The organism is Bacteroidota bacterium, from assembly GCA_036522515.1.
Taxonomy (GTDB): domain Bacteria; phylum Bacteroidota; class Ignavibacteria; order UBA10030; family SZUA-254; genus VBOC01.
In genome coordinates this window covers 1-16105 of sequence record DATDFQ010000053.1, presented here as the reverse complement: position 1 = coordinate 16105, position 16105 = coordinate 1, and the positions used below count along the sequence as shown (strand labels likewise).

General features: G+C 60.8%; 13 protein-coding genes and 1 tRNA gene. All 14 read left to right on the top strand.

Features of this window, described 5'->3' with window-relative positions; translation table 11 throughout:
• The first annotated feature begins 165 nt into the window (after window positions 1–165).
• Entirely contained in the window at window positions 166–444 is a 279-nt protein-coding gene (locus VI215_09770; protein ID HEY6192593.1) for a hypothetical protein, read from the top strand.
• Window positions 441–1142 (top strand): HAD-IA family hydrolase, encoded by a 702-nt coding sequence (locus VI215_09765; GenBank protein HEY6192592.1) that lies wholly within the window; start codon window positions 441–443, stop codon window positions 1140–1142. Before VI215_09770 ends, VI215_09765 begins: the two co-directional genes overlap by 4 nt.
• Entirely contained in the window at window positions 1114–1503 is a 390-nt protein-coding gene (acpS, locus tag VI215_09760; protein HEY6192591.1) for a holo-ACP synthase, read from the top strand. Before VI215_09765 ends, acpS begins: the two co-directional genes overlap by 29 nt.
• A gap of 73 nt (window positions 1504–1576) precedes the next feature.
• Window positions 1577–1987 (top strand): MerR family transcriptional regulator, encoded by a 411-nt coding sequence (locus VI215_09755; GenBank protein ID HEY6192590.1) that lies wholly within the window; start codon window positions 1577–1579, stop codon window positions 1985–1987.
• 165 nt (window positions 1988–2152) lie between these two features.
• Window positions 2153–2226, top strand: a tRNA-Pro gene (locus tag VI215_09750).
• Between the two features lie 76 nt (window positions 2227–2302).
• On the top strand, window positions 2303–4543 hold the full coding sequence (locus VI215_09745) for a tetratricopeptide repeat protein (GenBank protein HEY6192589.1): 2241 nt from the start codon (window positions 2303–2305) through the stop codon (window positions 4541–4543).
• Complete coding sequence (locus VI215_09740) at window positions 4540–6240, top strand: M1 family metallopeptidase (GenBank protein ID HEY6192588.1); 1701 nt, start codon at window positions 4540–4542, stop codon at window positions 6238–6240. The genes VI215_09745 and VI215_09740 overlap by 4 nt, the downstream gene beginning before the upstream one ends.
• 286 nt (window positions 6241–6526) lie before the next feature.
• Window positions 6527–8755 (top strand): PAS domain S-box protein, encoded by a 2229-nt coding sequence (locus tag VI215_09735; protein HEY6192587.1) that lies wholly within the window; start codon window positions 6527–6529, stop codon window positions 8753–8755.
• 167 nt (window positions 8756–8922) lie between these two features.
• The gene (locus tag VI215_09730) at window positions 8923–9762 is read left to right on the top strand and encodes a helix-turn-helix domain-containing protein (protein HEY6192586.1); all 840 of its coding nucleotides are present in this window, start codon (window positions 8923–8925) and stop codon (window positions 9760–9762) included.
• Window positions 9763–9772: 10 nt separating this feature from the next.
• A complete protein-coding gene (ligA, locus tag VI215_09725; GenBank protein ID HEY6192585.1) occupies window positions 9773–11791 on the top strand; it encodes an NAD-dependent DNA ligase LigA in 2019 nt (672 codons plus the stop codon).
• Between the two features lie 107 nt (window positions 11792–11898).
• Window positions 11899–12438, top strand: a complete 540-nt coding sequence (locus VI215_09720; GenBank protein ID HEY6192584.1) for a hypothetical protein — start codon at window positions 11899–11901, stop codon at window positions 12436–12438.
• Window positions 12439–12458: 20 nt separating this feature from the next.
• The gene (locus VI215_09715) at window positions 12459–12794 is read left to right on the top strand and encodes an STAS domain-containing protein (protein HEY6192583.1); all 336 of its coding nucleotides are present in this window, start codon (window positions 12459–12461) and stop codon (window positions 12792–12794) included.
• Between the two features lie 38 nt (window positions 12795–12832).
• Window positions 12833–14329 (top strand): sodium:solute symporter, encoded by a 1497-nt coding sequence (locus VI215_09710; protein ID HEY6192582.1) that lies wholly within the window; start codon window positions 12833–12835, stop codon window positions 14327–14329.
• A gap of 4 nt (window positions 14330–14333) precedes the next feature.
• Window positions 14334–16105, top strand: a 1772-nt coding sequence (locus VI215_09705) for a sodium:solute symporter family protein (GenBank protein HEY6192581.1), incomplete at its 3' end; no start/stop codon positions are given.

Sequence of the window (16105 nt, the reverse complement as noted above, 5' to 3'; positions counted from 1 at the left end):
GAGATGTTGATTTTCGACCGGGAAATCGCTATTCTTGACTGAAGAAGGGCATCAACCGACGAGACGCGACCTAAAGGTCGCGCCTACCGGGAAACAAGAGGCGTCGGTAGCCGCAGCCTTCAGGCTGCGCCTTGAGCCCAAAATCAAACGCAATATGATCCAGGCATGAACTATCTCCTGATGTTGAATGAACTCACCGAGCTCGCAAAGCAGCTTGCCCTCGAGGTGAGGTTCGAAAAAGGCGACTTCGACGGAGGCTACTGCATTTTGAAAAGCCAGAAAGTGCTCGTCGTGAACAAGCGGCTTTCCGACCCGCGGAAGGCGTCGTGCCTCGCGCAGGCGCTCGCGGAATTCGGCATCGAAACCGCGTTCGTCAAACCGAGCCTGCGGGAATTCATCGAGGATGAGGTGACCAGGAGCTCGAAGCCCAAACTCTACTCATGATCCGGGCCGTCATCTTCGATTTGGATAACACGCTCGTCGATTTCATGGGGATGAAGCGGCAGGCGATCGACGCGGCGATCCGTGCGATGATCGACGCGGGCCTCAACCTCACACCGGAGGAAGTGAAAACCAGGATCGACTCGATCTACAAGGAACGCGGCATCGAGTTTCAGAGCGTGTTCGACGAGCTCCTTTACGATCTCTTCAACAAGGTCAATTATAAGATCCTTTCCGCCGGGATCATTTCATACCGGCGGGCCCGCGAAGCGGCGCTGGTTCCCTACCCGCATGTCTACATGACCCTGATGGAGCTTCTGAAACGCGGCCTGCTCCTGGCCGTCGTCTCCGACGCCCCGGGGCGCGAAGCGTGGCTCCGGCTCTCTTACCTGAACTTCCATCACATCTTTCACGCGGTCGTGACATTCGACGACACGAGAGAGCGAAAACCCGCACCGGGACCCTTCCGGAAGGCGCTGGAGCTGCTCGGAGTTCCGGCGGAAGAGGCGCTGATGGTCGGAGATTGGGCGGAGCGAGACATGGTCGGCGCGGGAAACCTCGGCATGAAGACGGTCTTCGCCCGCTACGGCGACACGTTCGGGACCGTCGAAACCCATGCGGATTATGAGATCAACGACGTGAAAGACCTGATCCCGATCGTGGAGAAGGAAAATGCGGGAGCGCTCGTCTCCCATGGTTGAAGGAGTCGGGATAGACGTCGTGGAGATTCCGCGGATGGCGCGAACGATCGGGGAGTGGGGAGAGGCGTTCCTGGAGAAGGTCTTTACCCCGAGGGAGCTCTCCTACTCAAACGCCAGAAAAAACCCCACACCGCACTTCGCGGCCCGGTTCGCCGTGAAGGAGGCCGTCGCGAAAGCGCTTTCCACGGGTTGGACGAGCGGTTTCCGGTGGAAGGACGTGGAGGTGGAGAACAACGCGGTCGGAAAACCGTCGGTCGTCCTCTATGGCCGTCTGAAGGACCTTTTGAAAGACAGCCGGGTGCTCGTCTCGATCTCCCACTCGGAGAATGTCGTCGTCGCCTGCGCGATCATCGAGCGATGATTGCCTTTCGACCGCAAATTCCGTATGTTTGCACTATCAGATCCGTCATCCGGCAACAGAAGGGAATAATCGCATGAAGCAAATAGGCATAAAGAAGCTCTATTACTCCATCAGCGAGGTCAGCAAGATCACCGACCTTGAGCAATACGTGCTCCGCTACTGGGAATCGGAGTTCGAAACGTTGAACCCTTCGAAGAACCGCGCGGGGAACCGGATCTATACGAACCGCGATATCAAGCTGATTCTCTACATCAAGAAACTGCTGCGGGAGGAGCGCTACACGATCGAGGGGGCGAAGCAGGTGCTGATCAATTATGTCTCGGAAAACGAGAGCGGGGAACAACTCGAGCTTCTGTCGGAGCCTCCGGCGGCAGCGGCGGGCGCGGGCTCCGGCCAGCCCGTGAGGGCCACCGAGAATCGCCTCCGTGGGGATATGATCGAAATCAAAAAGTTTTTCGAGGAGCTTCTGGTTCGCCTGACCTGACGGTACACTTCCCCCGGTCTTGATTGTCATCCTGAGCACATTCGCTTCGCTCAGTGTAAACTCCGCGAAGGATCTCCCCGGTTCTCTTCATAGAAGGGCAAGATTCTTCGTCGCTTCGCTCCTCAGAATGACAGATGGAAAGTAGAGTTTTTTGCTCCACCGTTACGGAACGTAGCGCAGCCCGGTAGCGCACTTGCTTGGGGTGCAAGGGGTCGCGGGTTCAAATCCCGCCGTTCCGACTTCTAGTCAGGTTTTTCCTTCCCGAATAAGAGATTCCCGGTGTAACGGCAAGCGATGGATGCGGTCAGCTCCGGAATGAAACTCATGTCTGATGCGCGATGGCGGAGGTTCGCGATCGCCGCATGTCTCGTCATCGCGACGCTCGCCGGACTCTGGCCCCTTCTCAGTTGCGGATTCGTCAACTTCGACGACCCTTCCTACGTCCTCGACAACCCGCATGTCCGCTCGGGTATCTCGATGCAGACCGTCGGATGGGCGTTCACATCGACGGAAGAGGCGAACTGGCATCCCGTCACCTGGCTTTCGCACGCCCTCGACTATTCGCTGTTCGGCCCCGACCCGGCGTACCATCATGCCACGAATCTGCTCCTCCACATCGTAAGCTCCCTGGTCCTCTTCTTCTCCCTGGAGCGCGCCACGCGGTCTCTCTGGAAGAGCGCGTTCGTCGCGTTCGTCTTCGCCCTCCACCCGCTCCATGTGGAGTCGGTGGGGTGGATCGCGGAACGGAAGGATGTCCTGAGCGGTTGCTTCGCGATGCTCTCCATTGCCGCATACCTGCGGTATGCCCGTTCGGGAGGCCGCGCCTGGTATCTCTCCGCCGCGGGGCTCTTTGCTCTCGGACTCATGTCGAAACCGGCGCTTGTGACGCTTCCGTTCGTCTTCCTGTTGCTCGACTACTGGCCGCTCGGGCGCCTCTTCGCCGCTCAGGGATCAGGGAAGAGCGGGGGAGGAGTCGTTTCATTCAAACAGGCAATCCTCGAGAAACTACCCTTCTTCATCCTCTCCGTCGCTTCGAGCGCAATCACATTCTGGGTTCAGCGCACGGGCGGGGCGATGGATATAATCTCTTCCCTCCCATTTCCCTATCGCGCTGCAAACGCCGCCCTCTCCTATTTCACATACCTCCGGGAGTCGATCTTTCCGTCAGGGCTGGCGGTTTTCTATCCCCATACCGGCGAAAACATACCCGTGTGGGAAGCGGCGGGATCGGCGCTTCTCCTCGGAGCGGTCACATTCTGGCTCTGGAGGGAGCGGGCGCGCTTCCCGTACCTGATCACCGGTTGGCTCTGGTTCCTCGGCATGCTTGTCCCCGTGCTCGGGCTCGTCCAGGTCGGACTCCAGGGATGGGCCGACCGCTACATGTATCTACCCTTGATCGGCCTTGCCATCATGGCCGCCTGGGGAATTCCAGAGGCGCTGAGCCGGATCCGGCTCGCGCGCTTCGCTCTTCCGGCCCTTTTCGTTCTTGCGCTCCTTGCGATGCTTCCGGCGAGCCGCGCCCAGGCGTCGTACTGGAAAAACAGCCGCACGCTTTTCGAACGCGCCCTCTCCGTCACGACCGGAAACTATGTGGCTCACAACAATCTGGGAGCGGACCTTGCCGATTCGGGCGATCATGCCGGCGCGATTGTCCATCTCCGGGAAGCCATCCGCATCAAGCCGGAGTACATCGAGGCTCATCACAATCTCGCCGTGTCGCTGATGGCGCTCGGCCAGCGGGATAGCGCCCTCGCGGAATACCGGTGGGTCGCCGGCCACGGCGCCGGCGACGCCGAATTACGCGCGTCGCTCGGGAGCGATCTTGCCGAGAAAGGTCAACTCCGGGAGGCGGCGGCGGAATTCGCGGCCGCAACAGCCCTCGAACCGGGCGACCCGGCCGCACATTGCGCTCTGGCGCGCGTCTATCTTCGCGAAGGAAAGGCGGATTCCGCAAGGGCCGAATGCCTGGCCGCCCTCAGGCTTCGGCCGGGCTATTCCGCGGCACACACGGTCCTCGGAATGATCGCCGGCGGACAGCTGAAGAACGAGGAGGCGCTCCGTGAGTTTGCGGAAGCGATCAGGCTGGACTCCGCCAGCGCGGAGGCGTACAACAGCCTTGGAATTCTCTACGACCGGATGGGGAGGGGGAGCGAATCGCTCGCGATGTATGAAGCAGCCGTCCGCAACGATTCGGGAAATTGGAACGCGCAATTCAACCTCGGCACGGCGCTCGCGCGGCGGGGACGGTATCCCGAAGCGGCCGGACGCTGGTCGAAGAGCGTGGAGCTGAACCCCTCTGCGATCGACGCGCGGCTGAACCTGGGAAAGCTCTATGCCGTTCAAAAGAAGTTCGACGAAGCGGGGGAGCAATTTGCCGGAGCCATTCGCATCGATTCGAACAACGTCCAGGCCCACTTCAACTATGGCGACGTGCTGGCCCTCCAGGGCAGGTTCCGCGAGGCGGAATCGCAGTACCAGCAGGCCCTCCGGATCGCCCCCGATCTCGAACCGGTCCGGGCGGCCCTCCGCCGGCTCCGGGGATTGGAAAAACGATGAGAAAACTCCTGACTCCGTTGTTCGCATCCTGGCTCCTCTTCTCCGCGGCCGCCGGCCAGGCGCTCTTCGTTCCCCGCCCCGAGCCTGTCTTCACTCATGGAGACACGCTCCGAGGCATGCTCACACCGGAACGGAGATGCTACGATCTGCGGTATTATCATCTCGACGTGAAGATCGACCCCGGGCGGCAATATCTGGAGGGATCGAACACCATCCGGTTCACGGCCGACTCCACCTTCGACCGCATGCAGGTCGATCTCTTTCACAACATGTCCGTCGATAAGATTACGCTCGACGGCGGAGCGGAAGTCCCGTTTGATCGCGACTCGAATGCGATCTTCATACGGCTTCCACACCCGCTCGCCAAAGGCTCCGATCACGAGGTGAAGGTCTCCTATTCGGGATATCCGCAGGTCGCGAAGAATCCCCCCTGGGACGGAGGGTTCACCTGGAAAAAGGATTCGTCGGGGAACCCGTGGGTTGTGGTCACCTGCCAGGGGACGGGCGCGAGCCTCTGGTGGCCGAACAAGGACCATCAATCGGACAAACCCGACAGCGTGCTGATCAGCGTCACGGTTCCCGCCGGACTGATGGACGTATCGAACGGCCGCCTCCGCGCCGAAACGAAGCTCCCCGGCGGGTGGACGCGCTGGGACTGGTTCGTGAGTTATCCGATCAACAACTACAACGTGACCGTCAATGTCGGCAAGTATGCCCACTTCTCCGATCTCTACGGAAGCGGAAAAGACGCGCTCACCCTCGACTACTATGTTCTTCCGTATCACCTGCAGGAGGCCAAAGTCCAGTTCGAGCAGGCGAAACTCATGCTCGCAACGTTCGAGAAATACTTCGGGAAGTATCCCTTCTATCGCGACGGCTACAAGCTCATCGAGTCGCCGCACAACGGGATGGAGCACCAGAGCGGGATCGCCTACGGCAACCGCTTCCTCCGGGGGTATGTCGGTAGGGCGTCGTCCGAGGTGGGGCTCAAGTTCGATTTCATCATCGTGCACGAGAGCGCGCACGAATGGTGGGGGAACAGCGTCACCTCCAAAGACGTCGCCGACATGTGGATCCACGAGGGCTTCGGCGCCTACGCAGAGGCCCTCTATGTGGAGGACCATTTCGGCCGCGACGAGTCGCTCGCCTACATCAACGGGAAAAAGCAAAATGTCCACAACACCGAGCCGATCATCGGAACCTACAACGTTCAGAAGGAGGGCTCGGGCGACATGTACGACAAGGGGCAACTCGTTTTGAACACGCTCCGGAGCGTGATCGACGACGACTCTCTCTGGTTCTCGATCCTCCGCGGCATTCAATCGGCGTATGCGTACAGCACCGTCACGACGGACACCATCGTCGGGTTCGTCAACAGGAAGACGGGTAAGGATTTTACCTATTTCTTCGACCAGTACCTGAAGCATCCTGCGCCCCCCCACCTCGAAGTCGTCACAAGGAAGAAGGGGAGCAAGGTAACCGCGAAGTACCGCTGGGCCGCCGACGTCCCGGATTTCCGCATGCCCGTCAAAGCCGGAGTGTCGGAAAAGGCGTTGAATTGGATCTACCCCACGCCGGTCTGGCAGACGATGGAGATCCCGGCCGAAAGGCCGGATCAATTCCGGGTGGCAGACAAACTCTTCTACTTCGACCTCAGACTGAACTCGGGGTATATCGACCCGCGCTTGAAAGAATAGTCTCCTTCCGATCATCGCCCCCCTTGTGGGCGCCTGAGACGCAGGCTAAAGCCTGCGCCTACCAAACCCAAGGCATGGGTAGGCGCGACCTTCAGGTCGCGTGCAACTTAACGCAGGCTAAAGCCTGCGCCTACCAAGCCCGAGGCATCGGGAGGCGCGACCTTCGGGTTGCGGATCGAGAAGTCAACGAAACTCACCTAGTTGATACTCACCCCCAATCTTAGTACCTTTTTCGAGAGATATGGCTGAAAAAACCGCTAAACCGTTCCGAAAACCGGCGTCCAAAATGGGACTCGTTGAACAGTCCCAGGTCGTGGCGTCCACGGCGGTGATCGTCGCAATGGGAACCATCGTGACGGTCCACTTCGTCACCAGGAGCAGCTTTACCTGGCTCGATTTTATCAGCATCCTTACGGTCGGCGTGATCGGATTCGTGAGCGTCTACTTCTCGCTCCGGTACGGCAGGATCCTGGAAGAACAGCGGCGGGAGCTCCTCGAGCTCAACACGATCGCCGAGGCGGTGAACCACTCGGTGGAGCTGGATTATGTGCTCCAGTCCGCCCTCGCCAAGGTGATGGAGCTGATGTACGCCGGGTGCGGCTGGATCTATCTGCTTGAAAACGAGGGGCTGATCCTGAAGCAAAGCGCCGGGACGGTTTCCAAATTCTTCGCCTGGACCGATTTCGGCCGGGACGGCCTCCTGCGCTGGATTACGGAACCGAATGTCCTGCACGCGGGCGATCCTCGCATCATGGCTTCCGCTTCGGAGGAGTTCCGCAATCAGGATTTCAATATCCTCGCCTCGATTCCGCTGGTCCGCCAGGGGGCGTTCGCGGGCGTGTTGATCATCGCGGGCTCGGATGAGCGGAGGTTCGAGGAGAAGAATATCGGGCTGATCCAGGCGTTCGGCAACCAGATCAGCAATGCCTTACAGAACGCGTTCCTCTTCGACCAGCTCCGCAAATCGGAACGGCTCTATGCCGATCTTTTCGAGTATTCCCCCGACATGTACCACAGCATCAACCGGCACGGCGTCGTGATCAGCTGCAACCTGACCGAGAGCCAGGTGCTCGGGTATGCAAAAGAGGAAATCATCGGCCATCCGGTCCTTCATCTCTATCCCCCGGAGGGCCACCAGCAGATCAGGTCGCACCTGAATAAGATGTTCGAGCTCGGACAGGAGCTGAAGGGTGTGGAAGAGCAGATTCAGAAAAAAGACGGGACGCTCCTCGACGTCAGCGTGAACACCTCGCTCGTGTACGACCAGGAGGGGAAACCGTCGGTGGTGAGGATGGTGCTCCGCGACATCACGCTCAAGAAAAAGATGGACGAGAAGATCCTCCAGGCGCAGAAGATCGACAGCATCGGGAATCTGACCGCCGGCATCGCGCACAATTTCAACAACATCCTCACGGCGATCCTCGGTTCGGCGTCCATCATGAAGCGCAAGCTCTCCCCGGACGCGCGCCTGGAAAAATACATCGAGCTGATAGAGACGACTTCGCGGCGGGGCGCGGCGATGACGAAACAGCTCAACACGTTCGCCCGGAAGGACACTCCCCATACGACCCCGGTGGACGTGAACACGATCATCGACCAGACCCTCAGGCTGTTCGAAGCCACGACGCCGAAGACCATTCACATCAAGTTCACCCCTTCCCCCGAACCCGTCGTGGTGGACGGCGACGACGGCCAGCTCCAGCAGGCTCTCCTGAATCTTTGTCTCAACGCGCGGGACGCCATGCCGAACGGAGGCGTCCTGGTGATCGATTGCGGCATCGCGTCGCTCGACGAGGAGCAGGCGAGCCAGTTTGCGGACGGGAAACCGGGAGAGTACGTGATGCTGAAGGTGACCGATTCCGGGTTCGGCATTCCCGCGGAGATCCTTCACAAGGTGTTCGAGCCGCTGTTCACCACGAAGGAACCGGGGAAAGGGACGGGGCTCGGCCTCTCCGTCGCCTACGGGATCGTCCGGAGCCACAACGGATACATCGGCGTCGAGAGCGAGGTCGACAGCGGCACGATTTTTTCGATCTATCTCCCCAGGTCGAAGAGCGCCCGGGCGGCGGTGGCCGACCTCAGGGGGTCCGGCGATGTGGTGGGGGGTTCCGAGCGGATCCTGCTGATCGAAGACGAGATTTCGGTGGGAACGGTGGGCGCGGACATCCTGACGGAGCTCGGATACGCCATTGAGATGGCGGAAAACGGTCGCGAAGCCGTCGACCGGCTCTCGGCCGGCCAGTGGTTCGATCTTGCCATCCTCGACATGAACATGCCGCGGATGGGGGGCCGGGCGACGTTCAAGCAAATCAAGACGATTTGCCCTTCGATGAGGGTCCTCGTCTGCAGCGGCTACAGCGCCTCGATGCTGGACGACGCGGAGTTCGCGCAGTCGATCGACGGGTTCATCCAAAAACCATACGAGCTTTCCGACTTTGCCCGGAAGATCAGGTCGATCCTCGATTCGCCGGCTGTGCCCTTGCGGGCCAGGAGCGAAGCCGCCCCGGGGAAGTGAGGATGCCGGACGGCGAAGGGGGATCCTTCGCTTCGCTCAGGATGACGGTGAAACCGTCAGTTGCAAATCAAAACCGTTCTTCGTATGTTTGCCGGCAGAGCCGGAGGTCCTCCCGAATGATCGACCCGTTCTCACGATAACGACGAGATGAATCTCAGCAAGCTCCGATGAAAGCGTCCCGGCTGGTTTCGATTGGGGTGAGGCTTCGCGAGGAACGCCTCCGGCGGGGATATTCGATCGAGGAGATCGCCTCCGGGATCAACGTGAACCCCGCCTTCCTCGAACAGCTCGAGCAGGGAATCCCGCCCGCCGTGCCCGAGCCGTACGTGCGGGGAATTCTCCAGTCCTATGCCCGGAAAGTGGGCCTCGACCTTGATCAGATTCCGGAGCAGCCCCCGCCCGAAATGCCGGAACCTGAGCCTCCCGCCGTTCAATCCAAAATTCCGCCGGGCTGGAAGCTTCCCGCGGCCGGCCGGACCTTCGCGACGGAGGCCGGGGCTCCCGAAACGCCCAGAAGCTATAGGCGCGCTCTCATTGCCGGATTTGGAATGCTCACCATCGGGATTCTTGGAATTTTCATTTTCTGGATGAGCCGCGATAAGAATACCGGGCCCGTGCAGGAGCTCTCCTTCAACGATGCAGTCAAGGAGCAGGAGGAGAAATACGCGGCCCAGGTGCGGAAGACGGATTCAGTGGCTCACTCGCAGGATACCGCGGCTCAGGTTGCGCGGGGCGACAGCCTCCTGCTCGAAGGGAGGGCCTCGGACAGCGTCCTCGTCACGATAGCGATCGATCACGCGATGCCCCGCCAGTTCCTTCTTCCTCCCATGCGCGCGATGCAGTGGAGGGCCGAAAAGTCGTTTCTCCTGACCCTCAGTAATCCGGCCGCGGCCGGGTTCACGCTCAACGGGATCAGGTTGTCCTCGCTCTCCCGGCCGGACAAACCCGTCAAGAACGTCTTCCTGAGCCGGGCCACCATCGAGAAATTTCAGCCAAAGCACAATTGACGGCGACCTGATGGCACGCGCCCCACGCCCGGTACTTCAGAGGATCGAACAGTTGCGGAAGGAATTGCGCGCCCACGATTACCGTTACTACGTCCTGGCGCAACCCACCATCGGCGACGAGGAGTACGACAAGCTCATGCGCGAGCTCCAGGATCTAGAATCCCGGCATCCCGAACTCCTCACCCCCGATTCGCCTTCGCAGCGCGTCGGCGGCCAGCCCACGAAGGAGTTCCGGACCGTCAGCCACGGCGTCCAGATGTTGAGCCTTCAGAACACCTATTCGGAGGAGGAGATTCGCGAGTTCGACCGGCGGGTGCGGGGCCTTCTCGGCGGGGAAAAATACCGGTATGCGTGCGAGCTGAAGTTCGACGGCGTTTCGCTCAGCCTGATCTACGAGAAGGGGGTCCTGGTCCGGGGCGCCACCCGCGGAGACGGGACGCAGGGGGATGACATCACGAACAACACCAGGACGATACGCTCTATTCCCCTCCGGCTCGACACGCGCGACCCGGCGCTTCTCGACTCGGAAGTGCGGGGCGAGGTGGTCATGCTCAGGAAGGACTTTCAAAAGATGAACGAGGAGCGCGAGCTCGCCGGGGAGAAAGTGTTCATCAATCCGCGGAATTCCGTCGCCGGGACGCTCAAGCTCCAGGACCCGAAGATCGTGGCGACGAGGCCGCTGAAATTCTTCGCCTACTACGTCCGGTCGAAACGCGGGGGCCTCGAGAGCCATTTCGACAGCCTGAAGGGCCTCGCCAAACTCGGATTCCTGACGGACGAGGGCGCCCGCCGGTACGACGGCGTGGACGAGGTGATCGCGCACTGGAAGAAATGGGAGGAGAAGCGGGACAGCGTTCCGTTCGACATCGACGGGATCGTCGTCAAGGTCGATTCCCTTGCGCAGCAGGAACGGCTGGGGGCGATCGCGAAGAGTCCGAGATGGTCGATCGCGTGCAAGTTCACCTCACGGCAGGCCGAGACGGTCCTCGAAGGACTCCGCCTCCAGGTGGGACGCCTGGGGACGGTCACTCCCGTGGCTTTGCTGAAGCCCGTCTTCATCGGAGGAACGACGGTGAGCCGCGCCTCCCTCTATAATGAGGACTACATCCGCGAGCTCGACATCCGGAAGGGAGATACCGTCGTCGTGGAGCGGGGAGGGGACGTCATTCCGAAAGTCTCTTCCGTCATCCTCGCGAAGCGCCCGAAAAACTCGAAGCCGTTCACGTTTCCGAAGAAATGCCCGGAGTGCGGGTCAAAGATCTCCCGCCCGAAAGGCGAGGTGAGCTACTATTGCGAGAATGTGGATTGCCCCCGGCAGGTCCGGGGCCGCATCGAGCACTGGGCGTCGCGAGGGGCGATGGATATCAGCAGGCTGGGCGAGGCGGTGGTCGATCAGCTTGTGAGTCACGGGTTTATCGGGGATGTCGCCGGCCTCTACGGCCTCGAATCGCGCAGGCAGGAGTTGATCGACCTGGAGCGGTGGGGCGAAAAGAGCGTTCAGAATCTCCTCGACGGAATCGAGCGGAGCAAGGAAAAGCCGTACGGGCGCGTTCTCTATGCGCTCGGAATCCGGCACGTCGGCGAGACCGTGGCGTCGGTGCTCGCCGGCGCCTTTCCCTCGATCGGTGACCTCCAGAAAGCGACGCAGGAGGAGCTCGAAGGGGCGGAGGATGTGGGGCCTAAAATCGCCGAAAGCATCCGTGCCTGGTTCAGAAATAAGGAAAATCTCCGGATGGTCGAGCGCCTGCGTGAAGCCGGGCTCCATTTCGCCTCGCGTCCGTCCGGGAGGAACGGGGGGGCGTTGAAGGGCAAGACATTCGTGCTGACCGGCGCGCTCGCCTCGATGAGCCGGGGACGGGCGAAAGAGCTGATCGAGGAAAACGGGGGGCGGGTCGCCGGGAGCGTCTCCGGGAAAGTCGACGCCGTCATCGTCGGCGAGGAGGCGGGCTCGAAGCTCGACAAGGCGAAGGAACTCGGGATAGAATTGTGGGACGAAAAAAAGTTGCTTGCGCAGATTAAGAGTCGGTAGCCGCGACCTTCAGGTCGCGGGTGGCCGGTCGCAGCCTAAAGGCTGCGGCTTCCGGTGACTCAGATAGACGCGCATAACGTGTTGTTCAACGAGGCGTAAATAAACCAATGCTCGAAGAAGCGTTCGCATTCGTGGGGCTCCAGGTCGCAAAGCTGCAGTTCCGGACCGACCTGGACGTGGTTCAGCCCATGACGGAATTCCTCAAAGATGCGCGGAACGTCCTGATCGTGCTGCCGACGGGGTACGACAACTCGGTTCTCGCGGGCACGGCGATACGCGCGTACCGCGACCGCCTGATGCATCTTCACCTGACGGTGGTGCACAACAGCACGAGGGCGACGCCGCTTTCCGAATTCCCCCGGAGCGAAGTGGTGCGGATCGATTCCTCCGACATCAACAGGTTCTCGCTCCCGACGCGGCACCTCCTGAAGCGGATCATGACGCGCCCGTTCGACGTCGCCATCGACATGAATCTTGACTTCGTCCTGCATACTGCGTATATTTGCAAAGTGTCGAGAGCAAGAGTGCGCGTCGGGTTCGCTCACTCGGCCGCCGACATGTTTTACAACGTGCAGTTGAAGTTGAACCCGCAACGATCCTCCCAGGCACTGTACGAGAACTTTGCGGCGGCGCTGGCGATGTTTTGATCGGATCTATCGGAGAACGCATGAAGTTTGAAGTAACGAAAAACGGCAAAGCGACGGTCCTCAAGCTCCGGGGGCGCAAGCTCGACGCGACGGTCTGCCCGGAATTGAAGGCGGAGTTCCTCGTGCTCTGCAAACCCAAGGTCACGCAGGTCCTCATCGTCGAGATGTCGGAGGTGACCTTTTGCGACAGCAGCGGCCTGAGCGCGCTCCTGATCGCCGACCGCACCATGCGCGAGCACGGGGGGCGGGTCCACCTCGTCGGGGTGAACAAGAAAATCATCGACTTGATGAAAATCTCCCAGCTCGACCGTGTCTTCGCGATCAGCGACAAGATCGCGGACGCCATCGCGAACTGACCGGTTCCGGTGCCCTTCCCTCTCCCCTAACCTCCCTGATGGGTTTTTCCACCGTCGATTACCTGATCGTAACGGTTTATCTCCTCGGGGTAACGGTGCTCGGGGTCCTCATCTCCGGCAAACAGAAAGACTCGCGAGACTATTTCCTCGGCGGCAAGGCGATGCCCTGGTGGGCGGTCGGCTTCTCGATCGTCGCCAGCGAAACAAGCACCCTCACCTTCATCAGCGTCCCCGGGATCGCCTACTCAAGCAACATGCACTTTCTCCAGCTCGCGTTCGGCTATTTCGCGGGCCGGCTCCTCGTGAGCGTCATCTTCATCCCCGCGTACTACAAGGGCGACCTTGAAACCGCCTACGACTTCCTCGGCCACCGGTTCGGGCAGTCGCTGAGAAAATTCACCTCTTCCGTCTTCGTGGTCACCAGGGTGCTCGCCTCGGGCGTGCGGCTCTTCGCGACGGCGATTCCGATCCACCTGATCACGGGCTTCGATTATGCGACGAGCATTCTGGTGGTCGGGGTCTTCACCCTCGCCTACACCTATCTGGGCGGGCTGAAGGCGGTCGTCGCGATGGACGTCGTGCAGCTCTTCATCTACCTCGCGGGAGCGGCCGCCGCGGTTCTCATCATCCTCAACCATCTCCCGGGAGGCTGGAGCGACGTGGTTCGCTTCGCAACCGCCGGCGGGGGAAACAAGTTCGAAATCGTGAACGGGTCGTGGGGCTCGAGCCTGAAGGAGTTTTTCGCCTCTCCCTACACGCTGGTGGGAGCGCTCCTCGGCGGAACGTTTCTCACGATGGCGTCGCACGGAACGGACCAGCTCCTGGTGCAGCGATTGCTGGGGTGCAAGACGAGATGGGACAGCCAGAGGGCCCTGATGCTCGACGCGACGTTTATCGTCATCCAGTTTGCGTTTTTTCTGGTTCTCGGACTCTGTCTCTTCGCGTACTACGGGGGCGTTTCGGTGCAGCAGCTCGGCCTCAAATCCTCGGATGAAGTGTTTCCGAAGTTCATCGTCGAGAGCCTTCCCTCGGGGATCGCGGGGCTGGTGATCGCGAGCGTGCTCGCCTCCGCGATGGGAACGCTCTCCTCTGCGATCAGTTCCCTCGCCTCTTCGACCTATCTCGACCTCTTCCGGATGTCGTCGAAGGGGACGGCGGGAGGAGGGCCCGGGGAGCTTCGGTGGTCCCGCATATTCACCCTCTTCTGGGGGTTCGTGCTGATCGGGGGAGCGATGCTCTTCACCGACACCCGCAACCCTGTCGTCGAGATCGGGCTGAAGATCGTGTCCGTCACCTACGGCGGTTTGCTGGGGACCTTTTTCCTCGGCCTTTTCTTCAAGCGGACCGGCCAGTTCGACGCGTACGTCGGATTCATTACGGGGCTCCTCACGATGGTCGCGGTGCTGCAGTACACGAAGATCGATTTCACCTGGCACACGCTGATCGGATGCGCCGCGACAATCGCCGCGGGGTTGACAAGCCGGATGTTCACCGGCCGGAAGCCCGCAGTCCTTCCATCCACCATTCAAGGGTAACGCCATGCAGCTGACAAGCACAGACTGGATCGTGATCGCCCTCTATTTCGGGTTCAATCTCTTGATCGGGCTCTACTTCAGGAAGCGCGCCACGAAGAGCGTGAGCGATTTTTTCCTCTCGGGCCGGAATGCGAGCTGGTGGCTTGTCGGGACGTCGATGGTCGCGACGACGTTCGCGGCGGACACGCCGCTTGTGGTCACCGGGCTCGTCGCGCGCTACGGCATCGCGGGGAACTGGCTCTGGTGGAGCATGGCCTTCAGCGGGATGCTGACGGTGTTCTTCTATGCCCGCCTCTGGCGCCGGGCGGGGGTCCTGACGGACGTCGAGTTTGCGGAGATCAGGTACAGCGGGAAACCGGCGACATTTCTCCGCGGGTTCCGCGCGATCTACCTCGGGCTCCCGGTCAACCTGATCATCATGGGCTGGGTGAACCTGGCGATCGTGAAGATCATGATCCTCGTGCTCGGCGTTTCGAAAGTCGAGGCGCTCGCCATCGCGCTGGGAATCATGGCGATCACCGCGTCGATCTCGACGCTCTCCGGGTTATGGGGAGTGCTCTGGACCGACCTGTTCCAGTTCGTGTTGAAAATGAGCATGGTGATTCTGCTCGCGGTCTTCGCCGTCGAGGCGAGCGGGGGATTGTCCTCGTTGAAAGCCGGGCTGGTCTCGGTGGAGCAGAGCCGGCACTCGACCGGCTCGGTATTGTCGTTCCTGCCTGACCTCCATTCGACCTGGATGCCGTTCATCACGTTCTTCGTCTATATCGCCGTGAACTGGTGGGCGTCGTGGTACCCCGGGGCGGAGCCGGGGGGAGGGGGGTATGTCGCCCAGCGAATATTCTCCGCGAAGAACGAGAAGCATTCGGTCCTGGCCACGCTTTGGTTCAACGTCGCGCATTACGCGCTGCGCCCCTGGCCCTGGATCCTCGTGGCGCTCGTGGCGGTGGTCCGCTTCAAGGACGATCCGTCGTTCGCCGCCGACCCCGAAACAGGATATATCAGGATCCTCATCAGCGACTTCCCGGTCACGTTGCGGGGGCTCATGCTTGCCGCGTTCGCGGCAGCCTACATGTCGACGATCGGAACGCAGCTCAACTGGGGCGCGAGCTACCTGGTCAACGACGTCTACCGGCGTTTCATGGCGAAAGACAAGGCCGAGAAGCATTACGTGAACGTCGCGCAGGTTGCGACCATTCTCCTGATGGTTCTTTCGGCGGTGGTGACCTATTACATGGGGTCGATCGAGGGGGCGTGGAAGTTCCTGCTGGCGATCGGCGCAGGGACGGGGCTTGTGTATATCCTCCGGTGGTTCTGGTGGCGGATTAACGCATGGAGCGAAATCTCCGCGATGGCGGCGGCTCTGGTGACTTCGAGCGCGATGCAGTATGTCTTTCACCTCGACGAGTCGATACCCTCCGACTTCGCCTGGATTCTGATCTTCACGACCCTGATCACCAGCGCGGTATGGCTGACGGTCACCTTTCTGACGAAGCCGGAACCGCAGGAGAAACTTCTCTCCTTCTACCGCCGGGTCCGGCCGAACGCGGCCCTCTGGAAGCCGATCGCCGCGCTTGCCCCGGAGATCATCCCGCAGAAGGACGGGCTCTTCAACCTGATCGACTGGCTGAGCGGTGTCGCCATGGTCTATTCATTCCTCTACGGCTCGGGACAGCTGATCCTCGGAGATACCGCCACGGGGCTGGCATTCCTGGCCGGGGGAGCGGTGTTCGGCGGCGTGATCTATTACGATCTCAACCGAAGAGGGTGGGAGACGCT